Origin of the sequence: Clostridium sp. MF28 (genome assembly GCF_002969175.1) — a bacterium.
In the GTDB taxonomy this organism is placed as follows: Bacteria; Bacillota; Clostridia; order Clostridiales; family Clostridiaceae; genus Clostridium; species Clostridium beijerinckii.
In genome coordinates, this window is the sequence record NZ_CP014331.1 from 5,751,162 (window position 1) to 5,768,315 (window position 17,154).

General features: G+C 28.7%; 15 protein-coding genes. 10 read left to right on the forward strand and 5 right to left on the reverse strand.

Annotated elements, in window-relative coordinates:
• Nucleotides 1-49 precede the first annotated feature (49 nt).
• The gene (locus AXY43_RS28575; RefSeq protein WP_278337367.1) at nt 50-178 is read left to right on the forward strand and encodes a hypothetical protein; all 129 of its coding nucleotides are present in this window, start codon (nt 50-52) and stop codon (nt 176-178) included.
• 550 nt (nt 179-728) lie between these two features.
• On the forward strand, nt 729-2,492 hold the full coding sequence (locus AXY43_RS25430) for a sensor histidine kinase (RefSeq protein ID WP_105412367.1): 1,764 nt from the start codon (nt 729-731) through the stop codon (nt 2,490-2,492).
• A 222-nt stretch (nt 2,493-2,714) separates the two neighbouring features.
• Here the strand turns inward: AXY43_RS25430 and AXY43_RS25435 are convergent, their stop codons facing one another.
• The 4 genes from AXY43_RS25435 to AXY43_RS25450 all read right to left on the reverse strand — a co-directional run bounded on the left by AXY43_RS25435 (nt 2,715) and on the right by AXY43_RS25450 (nt 4,886).
• The gene (locus tag AXY43_RS25435) at nt 2,715-3,281 is read right to left on the reverse strand and encodes a manganese catalase family protein (protein WP_012058296.1); all 567 of its coding nucleotides are present in this window, start codon (nt 3,279-3,281) and stop codon (nt 2,715-2,717) included.
• Nucleotides 3,282-3,287: 6 nt separating this feature from the next.
• Nucleotides 3,288-3,551: a spore coat protein CotJB gene (locus AXY43_RS25440; protein ID WP_039771905.1), complete on the reverse strand. Its 264-nt coding sequence runs from the start codon at nt 3,549-3,551 to the stop codon at nt 3,288-3,290.
• Between the two features lie 9 nt (nt 3,552-3,560).
• On the reverse strand, nt 3,561-3,839 hold the full coding sequence (locus AXY43_RS25445; protein WP_039771906.1) for a spore coat associated protein CotJA: 279 nt from the start codon (nt 3,837-3,839) through the stop codon (nt 3,561-3,563).
• 192 nt (nt 3,840-4,031) lie between these two features.
• Nucleotides 4,032-4,886 (reverse strand): ABC transporter substrate-binding protein, encoded by an 855-nt coding sequence (locus tag AXY43_RS25450; RefSeq protein WP_105412368.1) that lies wholly within the window; start codon nt 4,884-4,886, stop codon nt 4,032-4,034.
• 381 nt (nt 4,887-5,267) lie between these two features.
• Between AXY43_RS25450 and AXY43_RS25455 the strand changes: the two genes are divergently transcribed.
• Nucleotides 5,268-6,602: an ATP-binding protein gene (locus AXY43_RS25455; protein ID WP_087702719.1), complete on the forward strand. Its 1,335-nt coding sequence runs from the start codon at nt 5,268-5,270 to the stop codon at nt 6,600-6,602.
• A 694-nt stretch (nt 6,603-7,296) separates the two neighbouring features.
• Here the strand turns inward: AXY43_RS25455 and AXY43_RS25460 are convergent.
• The gene (locus AXY43_RS25460) at nt 7,297-7,833 is read right to left on the reverse strand and encodes a GNAT family N-acetyltransferase (protein ID WP_023975685.1); all 537 of its coding nucleotides are present in this window, start codon (nt 7,831-7,833) and stop codon (nt 7,297-7,299) included.
• A gap of 731 nt (nt 7,834-8,564) precedes the next feature.
• Between AXY43_RS25460 and AXY43_RS25465 the strand changes: the two genes are divergently transcribed.
• The 7 genes from AXY43_RS25465 (at nt 8,565) to AXY43_RS25495 (ending at nt 16,668) form a co-directional block, all read left to right on the forward strand.
• Complete coding sequence (locus AXY43_RS25465; protein WP_023975684.1) at nt 8,565-9,458, forward strand: NUDIX hydrolase; 894 nt, start codon at nt 8,565-8,567, stop codon at nt 9,456-9,458.
• Nucleotides 9,459-9,527: 69 nt separating this feature from the next.
• Nucleotides 9,528-10,328 carry a ribose-phosphate pyrophosphokinase gene (locus tag AXY43_RS25470; protein ID WP_023975683.1) on the forward strand — a complete coding sequence of 267 codons (801 nt, stop codon included), beginning with the start codon at nt 9,528-9,530 and terminating at the stop codon, nt 10,326-10,328.
• 792 nt (nt 10,329-11,120) lie between these two features.
• Nucleotides 11,121-11,660, forward strand: a complete 540-nt coding sequence (locus AXY43_RS25475) for a cysteine hydrolase family protein (protein ID WP_023975682.1) — start codon at nt 11,121-11,123, stop codon at nt 11,658-11,660.
• Between the two features lie 11 nt (nt 11,661-11,671).
• On the forward strand, nt 11,672-13,141 hold the full coding sequence (locus AXY43_RS25480) for a nicotinate phosphoribosyltransferase (RefSeq protein ID WP_105412369.1): 1,470 nt from the start codon (nt 11,672-11,674) through the stop codon (nt 13,139-13,141).
• 24 nt (nt 13,142-13,165) lie between these two features.
• Nucleotides 13,166-14,215: a hypothetical protein gene (locus AXY43_RS25485; protein WP_242986307.1), complete on the forward strand. Its 1,050-nt coding sequence runs from the start codon at nt 13,166-13,168 to the stop codon at nt 14,213-14,215.
• Nucleotides 14,216-14,401: 186 nt separating this feature from the next.
• Nucleotides 14,402-15,310: a hypothetical protein gene (locus AXY43_RS25490; RefSeq protein WP_243099108.1), complete on the forward strand. Its 909-nt coding sequence runs from the start codon at nt 14,402-14,404 to the stop codon at nt 15,308-15,310.
• 137 nt (nt 15,311-15,447) lie between these two features.
• Nucleotides 15,448-16,668: an adenylosuccinate synthetase gene (locus AXY43_RS25495; protein WP_105412371.1), complete on the forward strand. Its 1,221-nt coding sequence runs from the start codon at nt 15,448-15,450 to the stop codon at nt 16,666-16,668.
• Nucleotides 16,669-17,154 lie beyond the last annotated feature (486 nt).

Genomic DNA, 17,154 nt, shown 5'->3' on the forward strand with positions numbered 1-17,154 from the left:
TTTTGTTAATGTTTCAAAAATGTTAATCTCTATTGCTGAAGATTAAAAAGTGACTATTACAAATAGTAATAGTGGTGAAAAGAAACTTTGTTTAAATGTTTTAGCAGATGAAATTGCAGTTAAATATGGTGTAAAGATAGCAAAACAAATATTAGAGAAATTAAAGAAAGAAGGATGATATTCAAATGTGAACTTAGACTAATCTGGTGGATTACCGAAATTATAAATATTTATTGGCTATATTTCAAAATTGGAAAGCATATGAAGAGAGTGCGAGACACAATACGGAACTTAACCAAAGTTCATTGTGATTTTGTTCTATACGACTTAGTACTGCTGTGTAAGTTTGTACTTTTTGTAAAACTATGTAAAGAATGTGTAAAACATGTTATAATTAGGGGTAAGAAACAAACTAAACCATTTTATTTGCTAGTTAATGTAACTACTGGAGAACATGACTAATGCAAATCTAGAACTGGAACTTAAGAAATATATTATAGAGATTACAGCGTAAAGAAGTTAGCTATAATAAAATAATTATTTAGTGAAATTTTCATTTCTTAAATTATATAACTATATTGTTTTGAAAACAAAACAATTATGGTATCAGAAAGCATTTACATAATAATTACAAATTAGATTTAACATATAAATCAGTAGATATATAAATATACAGCGCAGGCGCTATAAATATAATTTTGGAATTGATTTGGTAAAGGGGACTTAAAATGCTTGAAGTTAATGAACTAATAAATATAAATGAGATTAAAAGAGTCATGGATAATATTTATGAAACTTTTGGAATTCCAATGGGGATTGATGGGGCAGATGGAACTAATGAGATTAGAGTAGGATGGCAGGATATTTGTACTAAATTTCACAGGAAACATGAAATTACTTGTGAAAGTTGTAAAAATAGTATTATGTACTTAAAAAAGCATATGGCTGAAAATGAACATTTGGAATATAAATGTTTAAATAATATGCGTGAAGTTATAATACCTATTTTTATATCTAACATTCATGTTGCTACAATTTTTATTGGACAATTTTTTTATGATGATGAAATTATAGATATAGAATATTTTCGTAGGCAGGCACAAAAATTTGGATTTGATGAAAAAGAATATTTGGAAGCACTTAGTAAAGTGCCTATTTTTCCAAGAAAACAAGTTAACCATATAATAGAATGTTTAAAAGGTCTTATTATAATACTAACTGAAAATGGATTAAGTAAGTTAGAATTTAAAAAGTCTCAAAACGAACTTGAAAAAAGTCAGAAATACCTCAATGCAATTTTTAATTCAGTAAATGATGCTATATTAATTCATGATTATGATGGAAATATATCAGATGTAAATCAAACAGCTATAGCTATGTTTGGATATTCCAGAAATGAATTTATACATATGAGGATAAAGGATGTTATTTCAAAAGATTCTCCCGGTCCTTATTTAACTAAGGAAGAGCTATTAGATAGAATAGCTAAGGAAGGAAGATTAAATAGTACAACAAAAACAAATATGTTTATTGGTGAGGCTATATTTATTGGGAGCAATAATAGTGAGTTTTGGGGGGAAAGAAATGTTATAATTGCAAATATAGGAGGAGCTAAAAGAGTTATAACTACAGTGCGTAATATTTCAGAGAGAAAACAAGCAGAATTAGCATTAAAAAATGAATCTCTTGAACTAGAAAGATTAAGAACAGAGTTCTTTGCTAATATTTCTCATGAACTTAGGACTCCACTGAATATAATATTAAATGTGATAAAAATTAGTTGTATGAATCTTGAGCAACAAAATGTTGGAAAAGAAAAAATTATAAGTAATATGAATATGGGAAAACAAAATTGTTTAAGGCTTCTAAGATTGGTAAATAATCTTATTGATTCTACTAAGCTGGATGCAGGATATTTTGAAGTTAATCTTGTTAATTGCAATGTCATTAATGTAATAGAAGAAATCACTTTATCAGTTGCTGAATATATAAAGAGTAATAATTTAAACCTAATATTTGATACTGAAATAGAAGAGAAAATAATAGCCTGTGACTTAGATAAAATTGAAAGGATAATTCTTAATATACTTTCAAATGCCATAAAATTTACAAAACCAGGTGGAAATATATTTGTGAATATATTTGATGGGGAAGAATTTATTACTATAGTAATTAAGGACACAGGAATAGGAATACCAGAGGAAAAACTTAATGTAATATTTGATAGATTCAGACAAATAGATAAATCATTTACAAGAAATTATGAAGGCAGTGGAATAGGATTATCTCTTGTAAAATCATTAGTAGAAATGCAAGGCGGTAAAATAACTGTTGAAAGTAAGTATGGAACTGGAACTAAGTTTTATATAAAACTTCCTGTTAGGCTGGCAGGTGAAAGTAACAGTAAAGAAAATATTAAGTTATTTAAAAGCAATTTAAGCAATCATGTGGAAAAAATAAATGTTGAATTTTCAGATATATATACCTTATAATTCATGGGAAAATGCGGTGGGTAGGACTATGAGGCCTAAATAATACAAATGGTATACGGAAAAAATTATAAGTTATAATAAGAAAACCGTAGGGAAATTGATTTCTATGGTTTTTAACTTAAAATATAAAAAGTTATTAACGTATAATAAAACTGTCTCAAAACTGTATTTTGAGGCAGTTTTATTTATATATATAAGCCTATATATATAAATTATGCTATATTATTTTTTTAAGCACATTGCATCTTGAACGTGTTCTAAGCATTCACCAAATCTTTGATAGTGAACAACTTCTCTTTCCCTTAAGAATGTTAATATTTCTTTAATTTGTGGTTCATCAGTTAAGTGTATTAAATTTTCATAAGTTGCTCGTGCTTTTTGTTCAGCAGCTAAATCTTCATGTAAATCAGCAATTACATCGCCTTTGGCTTGTATATAAGTTGCAGTCCATGGATTTCCTGTTGCATCTGTATAAAATACTGCTTTTCTATGATCAGCATAATGCCCAGCAAGTCCTGCTTTTTTTATCTCTTCTATAGTTGCATTTTCCATAAGTTGATATACCATTGTAGCAATTATTTCTACATGGGCCATTTCTTCTGTACCGATATCTGTCAATAATCCTTTTGATTTTCCAGTTGGCATAGTATAGCGTTGATCTAAATATCTCAAGGCAGCACTTAATTCTCCATCAGGACCACCATATTGAGTTACCAATAATTTTGCCATATTAAGATCTTTGCATTTTAGATTTACTGGATATTCTAATGTTTTTACATAATACCACATAAACTCTTATTCCTCCTCCCTGCTACAATTTTCCCAAGGCCATGGTGTACTTACCCAAGCTTTTGGATTTTCTACATATGCAGATCCAAAGTTTGTTAATGGACCAAAGTTCTTTTCATATGCGCTAATTAGTTCAGTTAACTTACAAGATACCTTGTTGTAATCTTCTTTAGCGTTTTTATCTTCAGGAAAATTGTCGAGGAATAGGTTTAGTTCTACAGCACAAAACTGATAAACTCTTATACTATTTAGCATATCTCGTTGGTTCATAATATTATATCACCTCTCGTATTTGATTTTCTTGTATTCAAATTCATATTCATTTTCATGTTCATGATGATCATTGTCACAATCATAGGCTTTATGATCATGTTGTTTTTTATATGGTCTGTAAAGGTCTTTAAATATTGTTCCTTTTACAAAACCTTCTTTGCAAGAATACAAATTTTCATATTTTTGAGGTAATATATATGCGCGTGCATATTCATATTTTTTTGAATGCTCTTTTGAGTATTCTTTTGATTTACACATACAGTCATCATCGTCGCGTCTGTACATAAGGGTTAACACTCCTTCATTTGTTGTTCATTTATATAAGTATCTTATGCGTATTATGAAATAATGTGATAATTTATAAAATATATTTTGAATTTTTGATACTTATTGTCTTAAAATGTTTATGAAGAATCATGGTATAAAAATAAAGGCAATAGTTAGAAAAAACTAATCACTGCCTTGTTCTTCTTTTAGTTAAATATGACCATCTTTAATTGAAACAAAGTAATCGCTATTTAAACCGTATTTTTCGAGTATTTCAAGAATTGTTTTATCATATTTCATTTCATCTATTTTTTCATTTATTGCTTTTGCTAAAGTAATATCATTTTTCCTAACAGCGGCAGCTATTTTGCCAGGGGATTCAGGCGTATAATCTGTTGGAGGCAATACCCTCAAATATAAATTACTTCGAAAGATTATATATGAAGCAAAAATAGAATCAGTTATTGCGGCATCTATTTTTTTAGTACTTACTGCTGATAATAGATCATTTTGATTTTTAAATGAAACTACATCTTTAACAACACCCTCTACTTTCCATTTATTGGCTAGAACTAGAAAAGCTGTTCCTACTTGTGCACCTATTACAGCATTTTTAAAATCTTCCTTAAAGACAATTTTAGATACTTTAGGGGTAATTATTGCTTCAGATTCTTTATATAATATATTTGTAAACAATGCTTCTTTTTTTCGTTCATCTGTAACATACATTCCATCAGCTACTATATCTATGCTATCATCAGTATTTAATTGCTTTAATAAATCGTTAAATGGAATTTGCTTCATTTCTACCTTGTTTATTCCAAGCCTTTTAGCAGCTTTTCTTATAATTTCTGCATCAATTCCAGTGAATTCTTTAGTTTTGGGATCTATATAAGCAAAGGGAATATCATTTGAAGATGCAACAACCAGTACCCCTTTTTCTTTTATTGATTCTAATCTATCTTTTGATACTTTATTATTCGGTATATTAGCGCCACAAAATATTAATTGAATAATAATCATTAATAACATAACAAGAACAAGCAATTTTTTATGAATTTTCATATACTAAATTTCTCCTTTTTATTATTATCTTAACTTAATATAAATTTATTCATTAAAGAGACTTATAATATATATGCTGCAATTTAAAATGTATAATTCATGATTAAGACTAAGAGTCTTTAAATATTTTTGGAATATATATTAAATCAAAAGATTTGTTGTAATTAAGGTTATGTTAAGAAAAAGAAGGTATAATAAAGGGTGGTAAAAATCTCAATAAATAGTTATGATATAGATAAATAAATCATAACTCTAGGAAATTATTTATCTTATAATGTATTATTTTGTTGAAAAAGAGGAATTTAAATCTGATTAGCGAATAATAAATAATAATAGATTTGACTTATAGTCAAACAATAAATATATGGGGTGAAAGTCCGAATGAAATGTCTAGTAGAAATAAGCAATGATTTCTCATCTTGGGATGATTTTATATCGACTATAAATGAAAATCCAACAGCGAGACAAATTACATTAGAGTCATGGAAAAGATGCGAGAAGTTAGGAATGAATCCTAAGGAAGTGAAATTTGAGTTTTTATCAAGCAGGGATCTTGAAAAAAAGAAAAAGGAAAACTCTAAACTAACAGAAATATCAAACTTGTATATGGATTCACTATCTATGAGTTTAGCAAATATTCCACACATAATTGCTTTATCAGATAATGATGGATGGATCATTGAGTTTAGAGAAAAGACTGAAGAACTGGGTGGAATAATAGAAGGTTTTTCTCTTGGGGTAAATTGGTCAGAAGAAAATATTGGGAATAATGGGATAGGCACTGCATTGGCAATGGGGCAGCCAATTTTGGTTTATGGGGCAGAACACTATGGTATGCCTGATTGTAAGTGTGGATGTATAGGCGTGCCAATTATAAATAATGAAAATGTCATAGGGGCAATTGGAATAAGTGTTCCAGTTGAACATATGAATCCGGTAAAATTACACTCTTTTATAGCTTGTATAAATTCAATTGAGACAGCCATGAAATATATTAATGATAAATTTAGTAACACATCAACTGGAATCAATTTAGCTGCAACAAGTGAATTAATTGCAACAGCTGTTCACGATCTTAAAAATCCACTATCTGTAGTTAGAGGATTAGGTCAGCTTGGCATAGCAACTTCAGATAAAGCTAGGATGGACAATTATTTTAATAGAATAATTAATCAAGTTGACGAAATGAATGATATGGTAATGGAACTTTTAAGTATATTTAAACCAGAAGAGCTCACACCACAGAAGGTAACTCCTCTAATAAAAGATGTTTTAAACTCTTTTCAGCCTATTTGCAATCATAAAAATATAAAGTTATCATTGGTAGACAATGTAGATGAATATGCGAACATATCAAAGAAGCTTTTAAAGAGGGCAATAGAGAATCTTATAAACAATGCAATTCAAGCAATGGATATTGGTGGGTCAATTGAAGTTACAACTGAAAAATATAAAAATTCCATACTCATTATAATTAAAGATACAGCTGGGGGAATTCCAGAGGAAATAAATGAGACTTTATTTGAACCTTTTTCTTTTAGAAGAAGTGGAGGAACAGGACTTGGCTTGTTTATGGTCTATCATACAATTACTAATATTCATAAGGGTAAAATATGGTTTGACACAGAGCTAGGTAAGGGAACAACATTTTTTATGAAGCTACCAATAACAAGAAATATTGAAAATATATCAGTTAAGCAGTTCGAGTTGATTTAATTAAATTAGGTTTTCATATAGTGCTATATTGACTTAGATAAAATTAGAATGCTATAAAAAATATTTGAATAAATTTATAAATAAAGTTTAACATTTTCTGAAACTAACGGTATTTTGATGTATCATTAAAATAATAGTAAAACGATATTTTGTGTATCACTAAAATAATAACAAAGTGAAAGGATTAGATTTATGTCAAAAGTATTGAAACTAATAAAGTACTTTTTAGGATTTATTGCCCTTACGGGTTTAATTTATACATTTATTTATTATTCTGTGATAAGTAAATTAACTACATAATTAGAAAGTATCTGTAGCAATGCACATTTCACGATTCACAATTATGGTTAAAATTATTGCAAGATTTTTAGAACTATGATTAAGAATTATTTTTGCAACCTATATGATAATAATATTTTTGGAATTTCATTAAGCTAATGTTAAGGTATTGTAAGTATAATAAAACTTGTAAAAAAGTTTTTTTTCATTTTCATTTCTTAAATAATATAAGGCTATGTTTGGTTTTAATATAATGTTGAAATATAGCCTTAAAAATTATATATAGGATTGTCTACCTATTAATACTAAATATATGAAAATTGCACACAAAAAAATCGCAAATTCATTTTCTTTAATAATACGACTTTACATTTATTATTTGATTTTTTGATTCATGATTTATGAATATTGCCTTTTAGTGCACATCCATATAGTTTTGTTTCTTCATTAAGTACGAAGGATGGTATAAATTTGTTGGTGGATAATATTCATCATGGGTGTAAACAAATCCAAGTTTTTTTAGCAATTGAGCAGAGGCTGAATTTTTAGGATTGTGTCCAGTAAAAAGTGCATTAGCATTAAGATTTCTAAAAGCATATTCCATTACTGCCAAACATGCTTCTTTAGCAATCCCTTTTCCCCAATACTTCTCTTTTAAATGAATTCCCATTTCTAATATATTGTTCTCATAATCATATGGCCGTAAACCGCAGCATCCTAAATTTTCATTAGTTTCTATTAAATAAATTGGCCAATATTGAATATTGTAATTGTTATAATTTTCTATTTCCTTTCTTAGCCTTTCTTGTACTTGTTCTTTTGACATCGTGCCTTCTGCTGTAATAAATTTTGCTACTTCTGGATTTCCCCATAATTCTAAAGCATTACATATATCATTTTCACTCCATATTGAAAATCCAATTCTTATTGATTTTAAAAAGAAATCTTTCATTCTATACGCTCCTATAACTTCACAATAATCTCCTATTGTTTATTAAACTATAGTTTTTAATAACACTTATTATAACATGATTTACAAAATATCACATAAGCCATACATACATCTGATCTCTATTTTTAAGTCTTTTATTCTGCTATATGAATGTGTTACATTGCTTTGAATTATAAAGTTTTTAGCCTTTATTATTTCTTTATATCAGTGAACGAACGTGAGGCGAAATTATATTGATATCAGCCCAAATCGAATACATATTTGTTCCATATGAATATGAAAATTTCTTTGCTTGAGATATTTTAAACTTTTAATGGGGAACCTATATAGATATCGAAACCAAAAGATATACTTTAATCTTTGTGAATTATACTAGAAATTAGATACATGTTTGTGAAAGCGGCATTTGAAATTGAGCTGTTATAGTTCTTAGTTGAAGGTTGTTCCATTTTCTGCTTGTCCTAAACTTGCTTTTGGAGCATGCAGAAATGGGTTCAACCTTCCACTTAGAACTATCCAGCGAAAATTTCATTAGTCCGCTGGAACAAATTTGTATCTAATTTCGTTTTTGATACACATAAATATAATTTAAAATTTGGATATCTATAATTATTTTTCAAAAAGGTATTTACAAATAAAGTTACTAGAGTTAATATTAATACATAGAATCAAATTGATATTATCTAAATGATAAATAGTAAAAAGTTTTCTAATATATAGAGGTGGGGAAGTTGAATCAAGAACTATTAGATAAAAATGAAAGAGAATTTCTAAGTGAATATGATGTAAATATTTATGATAGGCCAAGTGTTACAAATGATATTATTATATTTACAACTGGTGATAGGATAGAAGAGAATTCAAGGAAAGTGCCAAAGAAGGGAATGCAAATTCTCTTAATTAAAAGAGATGATTATCCTTACAAAGGAAAATGGGCAATTCCAGGAGGCTTTGTTAAAAATGATGAAAGTTTAGAAGAAGGAGCTCTAAGGAAATTAAAGGAAGAAACAGGAATTGATAATGTATATACTGAACAATTATACACTTTTGGAGAAATTAATAGAGATCCAAGGACAAGAGTAATAAGTATAGGAAATATAGCATTAATATCGAAAGAAGATATTAGATTTGGTGATTATAAAGATAGGAAAGAATCAAGGTGGTTTTGGGTAGAAAAGAATTTAGTTGATTCTAAAAAAGATGAGACGCATACCATAAATAAATATATTCTAAAATTTGAAAGTGAAGATGAGGAAATAAAATTTAATTATGAGATAATAGAAAAAATAGAAAGAACTATTTTTAGGAAAAAGGAAAATAGTTATAAGACGTTAAATGAAAGTAATGATGAATTAGCTTTTGATCATTATAAAATAATAGATTATGCATTAGACAGAATTAGAAATAAAATAGAATATACGCCAATTGCACTAAATCTTTTGCCTAGATTGTTTACAGTTAAGGAACTTCAAAATGTATATGAAGCAATAATGGGAAGAGAAATCTTGAATTTTAGAAGAAAAATGGAAGATATGATTATAGAAACTGATGAAAAAATAGAGGGGAAACCTTTTAGACCTGCTAAAGTATTTAAGTTTAATGAAAACTGGGAGCACAATTTTTAAACAAAATGTAAGTTGTTAATAAAATTTAATGATAGAGAATTGAGATTTAATATGAGAGGGGATAATTAAATGATTTTTTTAAATGACAAAGAAATAGAGGTTAAAAAATTTCCTAATGGAGAAAGTTTAATAAACAGCCAAGAGTTAAATATTAAAGAATGGGTAAATACCATTAAACTCAAATTTGAAAGTGATAATGATATAACTCATTTGATATTTTTAAAGGATCATTTGGATGAATTAAATATTAAATGTAATCTTATAATTCCTTATATGCCTTATAGCAGAATGGATAGAACAGAAGGGTTTACTGTATTTACCCTAAAGCATTTATGCAGACTTATTAATAATTTAAATTTTGAAGAAGTATCAATTTATGAACCACATTCAGATGTATGTGTGGCATTGCTCGATAGAGTTAAAGTTATAAACATGTCTGCAATATTAGCAAAAGATTTATTAGAAAAAGTAGATGATAAAAAAGATTCAGTTTACTTAGTTTATCCAGATGCAGGTGCAGCTAAAAGATATGGTAAACAAATTGAATATGAAAAAATATTAACTGCAAACAAAGAAAGAGATTTTAAAACAGGATCTATAAATAAGCTTGAAATAAACGGAACTGTAGAAAGTAAAAATTTTAAAGCTATTATTGTAGATGATTTATGCTCTAAGGGTGGAACCTTTATTTTAACAGCTAAAAAGCTTAAAGAAATGGGTGCAACTGAGATTTATTTGGTGGTAACACATTGTGAGGATACAATTTTTGATGGAGAAATTTTGAAGACTGATTTAATTACTAAGGTATTTACTACTAACAGCATTTTATCTAAAGAGCATGAGAAACTTGAAATATCCTCTATTGTATAACTTAGACTTATGCAATAATCCACCGAAAGGACAGGTACTCTGTTGTTTCGGTTACTGAGAATAAGTTGAGGCTTTCTAACATCATAAGTTGCACCATTTCAGCATGCTCCCGAGACAAGCTCGTGACAAGCAGAAATTGAACAACTTATGATGAAGAAATGCCTGCAACATATTCTCTAATGTAACACTGTACAAAAGAGTACCTGTCCTTTCTGATATAGCAGATTTTTCAAGCTATAAGTATAATTCTCAAATTGAATATCTATAAAGTTAAAAATGAAAGAATATAAGAATTTAAGAATTTAAGAATTTAAGAATTTAAGAACAAAGGAATATAAGAATTTAAATTCTTAACAATGAAAAAACTTAAAAAGTTAAAAGTGAAAATATTTTTAAAGAAAAAAATATAAAAAGTTAACAATTTGTAGTGTTTTCAATGTTTTGAGCGAGTATAGATAAACAACTATAGACCAGACTTATATGTAGAATAATTATCTTTTATTGTTAAACGTTCGTGTGTACCTATGCCAGAAATGCATACATTTTTGTGAAACAGGCATTTGAAATTGAGCTATTGAAAGTTATTAGTGAGAGGTTGTTCCGTTTACTGCTTGTCATCAACTTGCTTGAGGAGCATGCAGAAATGGGCACAACCTTTTACTTAGAACTTTCTAGCGGAGATTTCTTAAGTCCTGTGGAATAAAAATGTATGTGATTTCGGTATATCACCACACAAGTCTAAGTTGAAAGTTGGATATCTAAAATTAAATTATAGAGATTGGGGAGACGATTATGAATAAATTATTAGTGGTTATAGATTATCAAAAAGATTTTGTTGATGGAGCTTTAGGATTTAAGAAAGCGGAAACATTAGAACAAGGTATTTATGATAAAGCAAAAAAATATTTGAAAAATGGCGATAAGGTTTTATTCACTTATGATACTCATTTTGAAAATTATCTAGAAACAAGAGAAGGAAAGAATTTACCTGTACCTCATTGTTATATAAATACTGAAGGTCATGAGCTTTATGGAAAGTTAAAAGAATTTGTGGGCGTAGAGAATACTTTTCATTATAATAAAAACTCTTTTGGAATAGCGCCAGCGGATATGTTAAAGATATCAAAGGATGTTGGCGAGGATATAGATGAAATAGAGTTAGTTGGAGTTGTAACGAACATTTGTGTAATAAGCAATGTAGTCACATTTCAATCTCAGTATACAAATGCAAACTTAAGTGTAGATGGAACATTGTGTGCAAGTTTTGATGATAGTCTTCATGACAAAGCATTAGATGTAATTGAATCACTAGGAGTTAAAGTTACAAGATAGGAGAGATATAAATGATAGATCCATTATTATTAACTGATTTTTATAAGACAATACATCATATGTGCTATGCAGAAGGACTTACAAAGCTTGTAAGCTATTGGACTCCAAGAATGTCTAGAAAAGAAAACATGAACAAAGTGGTTATGTTTGGGCTTCAATCTTTTATAAAAAAATATTTAATAGAATATTTTGATGAAAATTTTTTCGCCATTCCTAAGGATGAAATTATTAGTGAATATAAGAGAGTGATATCTAGAACAATGGGAAGCATCGCAGCAGATACAGCTCACATAGAAAAATTGCATGATTTAGGTTATCTGCCTATACAAATAAAAGCAGTCCAAGAAGGAACAAGAGTAAATATAAAAACACCTATGATTGAAATCACTAATACTCACGATGAATTTGCTTGGCTTGTGAATTATTTGGAGACTTTCATGAGCTGTAATATATGGCAGCCTATGACAAGTGCAACAATAGCATATAGATATAGAGAAATTGCTTTAAAGTATTTTGATCTAACTGTTGAAAATGGTGATGTAAAAAAAGCTTGCGGTGACTTTAGCATGAGAGGATTTAGCTCAATTGAAAGTGCACAGGTTAGCAGTGCAGGGCATTTACTTTCATTTGACTTAACTGCAACAATATCATCAATACTTTATCTAGAAAATTATTATAACTGTAATATTGAAAATGAAATAGTTGGACTTGGAACCCTATCAACTGAGCATAGTGTAATGTGCACTTATGGAACTGATGAACTTAAAGCTTATAAGAGATTAATTAATGAAGTATTTCCAAGCGGTGTTATAAGTATAGTTTCAGATACCTACGATTATTGGAACCTCATTACTAATATCATTCCAATATTAAAAGAGGATATATTAAATAGAGATGGAAAGGTAGTAATCAGAGGAGATAGTGGAGATCCAGTTAAAATAATTTGTGGTGATAGTGAAGCACCACATAATAGTCCAGCATATAAAGGAACTGTTGAACTTTTGTGGGATATATTTGGTGGGGAAATCAATTCAAAAGGATATAAAGTTTTAGATTCACATATAGGAACAATTTATGGTGATAGCATCACAATTGAAAGGTGCGAAGAAATCTGCAGATGTCTTGCACAAAAAGGATTTGCAGTAAGCAATTGTACTTTTGGAATTGGTTCTTACACCTATCAATATAATACTCGTGATACTTTTGGATTTGCTCTGAAAGCAACTCATGCAGTAATAAATGGTGAAGAAAAATTCATATTTAAAGATCCTAAAACTGATACAGGAAACTTTAAAAAATCTCAAAAGGGAATGTGCTATGTATACAGGGAGGGAGAGGACATCCTTTATAAGGACGAGCTTACTTTAAAAGAGCAGGAGGAGTATAAAGACAATTTATTAGAAGTTGTTTTTAAGGATGGAAACTTGATTAAAGATTATTCATTAAAAGAAATTAGAGAGAAGTTACATGGAGAGTTTTAGATTTACTGTATTTTTAAGAAGGGAATGAGAATTTTGTACACTATTGAAGAAATTCTTGAAATGAAATACCCCTATGAATTATTTACAGGTGATAGAGAAATAGCTAAAAAGGAACACAGTGATCTTCTTAAAATATTTCATCCAGATTTGCATAGGGATTCAGAGAAATACAAAGAAGTCACAAGTAAAATAAATGAATTATATTCTGAAACTGTTAAATTATTAGAGAATGGAAACTGGATGGAAGAGGGGTTAATTAAAATAACAAGCTTTGATGGCGAGAAATATTCAATGAGATATAATGTAGAATATTCATTTGAATTAGGAAAATATTTTATTGGAAATAGATCAATTTTATATTTAATTGATAAAAAGCATGAGGATTTTGTAGAAAATGCATTGGATAGAATCAAGAACTTAAAATACGAAAATAACAACATGAAATCTGAATTTGAAAAGTATTTTCTCAAAGTGTTAAAGAAATTTGAAACCATAGATAAGAAGATAGGACTGCTTATAGAAAAGCCAGAAGATGCTTATTCTCTTAAAGATATATTAAATTATTATAGCAGCAAAGTTCCACCAAGACATGTAATGTGGATTCTAAGCACTTTATATAATATAACTTGTTTTCTATATTATAATAATCTATCACATAATGGAATAAATATTGATAATTATTATATTTCACCTTCGAATCATAGTGGATTTTTGTTAGGTGGCTGGTGGTATACAGTTCCTATAGATGGTAAGATGCTTGGAGTACCTAGCGAAATTTATAGCATCATGTCTCCAGAAATGAAGTCATCTAAAATAGGTACATTTCTATTAGATTTAGAATCCATAAGATTAATTGGAAGAACCTTGCTTGGTGATAAGAATGGAATGAGTTTTATTAAGGATTCTGATATACCTAAGCCACTTATTGATTGGGTCAGAGGAGTCTCAGTAAACAATCCAATGGAAGAGTATAAGCTTTGGGAAAGTGTGATTAAACAAAGTTATTGGGAAAGAAAATTCGTAGAAATGGATATTGATATAAATAAATTATACGCTGGAAAAATTAATAAGTAATATATATATATGTTACAAAAATAATCATTCATCATAATTCAAAAAAATATTGCAAGAATTTTAGTCGTAATTATCAATCGTGAAATGTGAATTATGCATTTTTCATTGTGAATTGAAAATTGTGAACTGTGCATTGTGAATTGCAATATATGAGTATTTAGGAGGTATTAAAATGGGAACAGGAAGATGGGATTCAAAAGCTTGGGATGTTATGCAAGTGCAACTATAAAAGGAAAGAAAACAGTAGATGATGTTTTTGCAGCGAGGAGACTTGATCCAAGTTTAAATCCGTATAAAGTAAGTTTTAGGGAAAGTTGTGACAGCAGCGACAATCCAAATTCAACACCAATTATTATTGGACTTGATGTAACTGGTTCAATGGGTATAATTGCAGATAGCATTGCAAGGGAAGGCTTAGAAAAATTAGCTACTGAAATATATAGTAGAAAGCCTGTTTCTGACCCACATATCATGTTTATGGGAATTGGTGATGTTAAATATGATTCAGCCCCTTTACAGGTAACTCAATTTGAAGCTGATATAAGAATTGCAAAAGAGTTAACTAAAATTTATGTGGAACATGGAGGTGGAGGAAATAACTCTGAAAGTTATACTTTACCTTGGTGGTTTGCTGGAATGCATACAAAATGTGATAATTTTATAAAAAGAGGAAAAAAGGGATATCTATTTACTATAGGAGATGAGGAGTGTCCTAAGACTGTTCTTAAAAATGAAATAAAAAAAGTCTTTGGAGATACAATACAAACTGATAGTATGTCAGCACAAGATTTATTAAGGCTTGTATCTAAGCAATATGAAGTATTTCATATTATTATTGAAGAAGGAAGTCATATGCGTTATCAGCCAGATGAAGTAATAAAGTCATGGAATGATATTTTAGGCCAAAGAGTTTTGAGATTGTCAGATTATACAAAATTGCCTGAACTTATAGTATCAACACTACAAGTATTAACTGGAGAAGACAAGAATAATGTTTCTGATAGTTGGGATGGAAGTACAAGCCTAATAATAAGAAATGCTATTAAAGAATTAGTTCCAGATGCAAAAGATGATGATGGACTTGTAAAGTTTTAATGTTATTGGAGCTGTCGCAGAAAGAATAAAAACTACAATATACTGTATTAAATTTAAAAATTCTAATACAGTATAATTGTGGTCAATTTTCTTAATGGAACAGCTCCATCTTTAATACCGCGAAAGGAGAACTTGGCATGAAATCTGTAAAAGTGGTAATAGGTTCTAATTTTGGTGATGAAGGAAAAGGACTAATGACAGACTACATGTGTTCTATAAATGAAAATTCAGTTGTGATTCGATTCAATTCATCTGCTCAAGCAGGTCATACTGTAGTTACACCAGATAGTAAAAGACATGTATTTGGACATTTTGGAGCAGGAAGCTTACAAGGTATTCCAACTTTTTTAAGCTATTATTTTTCAGTGAATCCTTTGTTATTTCTAAAAGAATATGATGAACTTGTTAAAATGGGAATTATTCCCCATGCAATGATAGATACAAATTGCCCTGTAGTTGTACCACAAGACATGATATTAAATCAGATATTAGAAAGACATAGAGGAAATAATAAACATGGAAGCTGCGGACTAGGGTATAATGAGTCGATTGTAAGAAATAGTATGGATAGATATAAAATAACCTGCGGCGATATTTTCAGTGGAATTTATAAAGATAAGCTGGAGCTTATAAAAAAAGAATATATAGATAAAAGGCTTGAGCAGTTAAATTTAAAGTCATCCAATGATAATTTAATGAGTATACTGTTTGATGCAAATATAATAGAACACTTTATTTATGATGTTGATAACAATTTTAAATCAAAAGTAGAACTGTCTAATATGGAAAGTATTTTAGAAAATTATAAAACTCCTATATTTGAAGGAGCACAAGGATTAATGCTATCAGAGGACTATAAATATTTTCCTTATGTGACCCATTCTAAAACAGGTGTAAGTAATGTGATAGATTTGTTAGAGAAAGCAAAGCCTTGTGAACTGAACATAGAAGTAATCTATGTAACAAGGAGCTATTTAACAAGACATGGTGCTGGACCAATACCAAATGAAATGAAAGAGAAGCCATACAAAAATATTACAGACTTAACTAACATTCGAAATGAATTTCAAGGTGTTTTGAGATTTGCGCCACTAGATATAGATTTATTATCAGAGAATATAGAAAATGATTATAATAAAATGCACTTTAATAGCAAAAATAAAAAAATAAATATAAGTAAATCTATTGCAATAACATGCCTAGACCAGATAGATAATAATAAGGCAGAATATTATAAAGATAATAATCTTTTGTTAAAGCATACTGATGAGTTTATAGAGGATATACTTAGAAAGATCAATCCTGACAATTGTTATTTAAGTTATGGAGTATCAAGAGATAATATTGTAAAATATTAAAATAAGATTTGAATATCATAATTTATTTAAAATAAATAGTGAAGTTGTTATAGATATCTAACTTTAAAACTAGATTTATGTGGTAACTTACCGAAATCATAAATATTTTGATTCCGAAAAGCTATGAAAATATCGCTGAAGGTTCTAAGCAGCAGGTAGTATCCACTTTAGCATGCTCCAACTTTCAGTTTGACAAGCTAAAATGGAACAACCTACAGCTAAGAACCTTTAACAGCTCATTTTCAAATGTTTTCTTCACAAATATATTTATGATTTCTGGTGAAGATATGAGCTTAAAGTTTTAGTAACTTTTTAAATATGTTCATCTAATAAGTCGAATTCTTAAATTGGAGATCTATATAGATAAGCCAATTATAAGTTAGATTTATACTATGAAATATATCCAAACTAGAAACTGGAACAAAAGTATGTTATTCATTTCGGCGAGTTGTATGCATAAGTTCAGGTCTTAGTTGGATATCTATA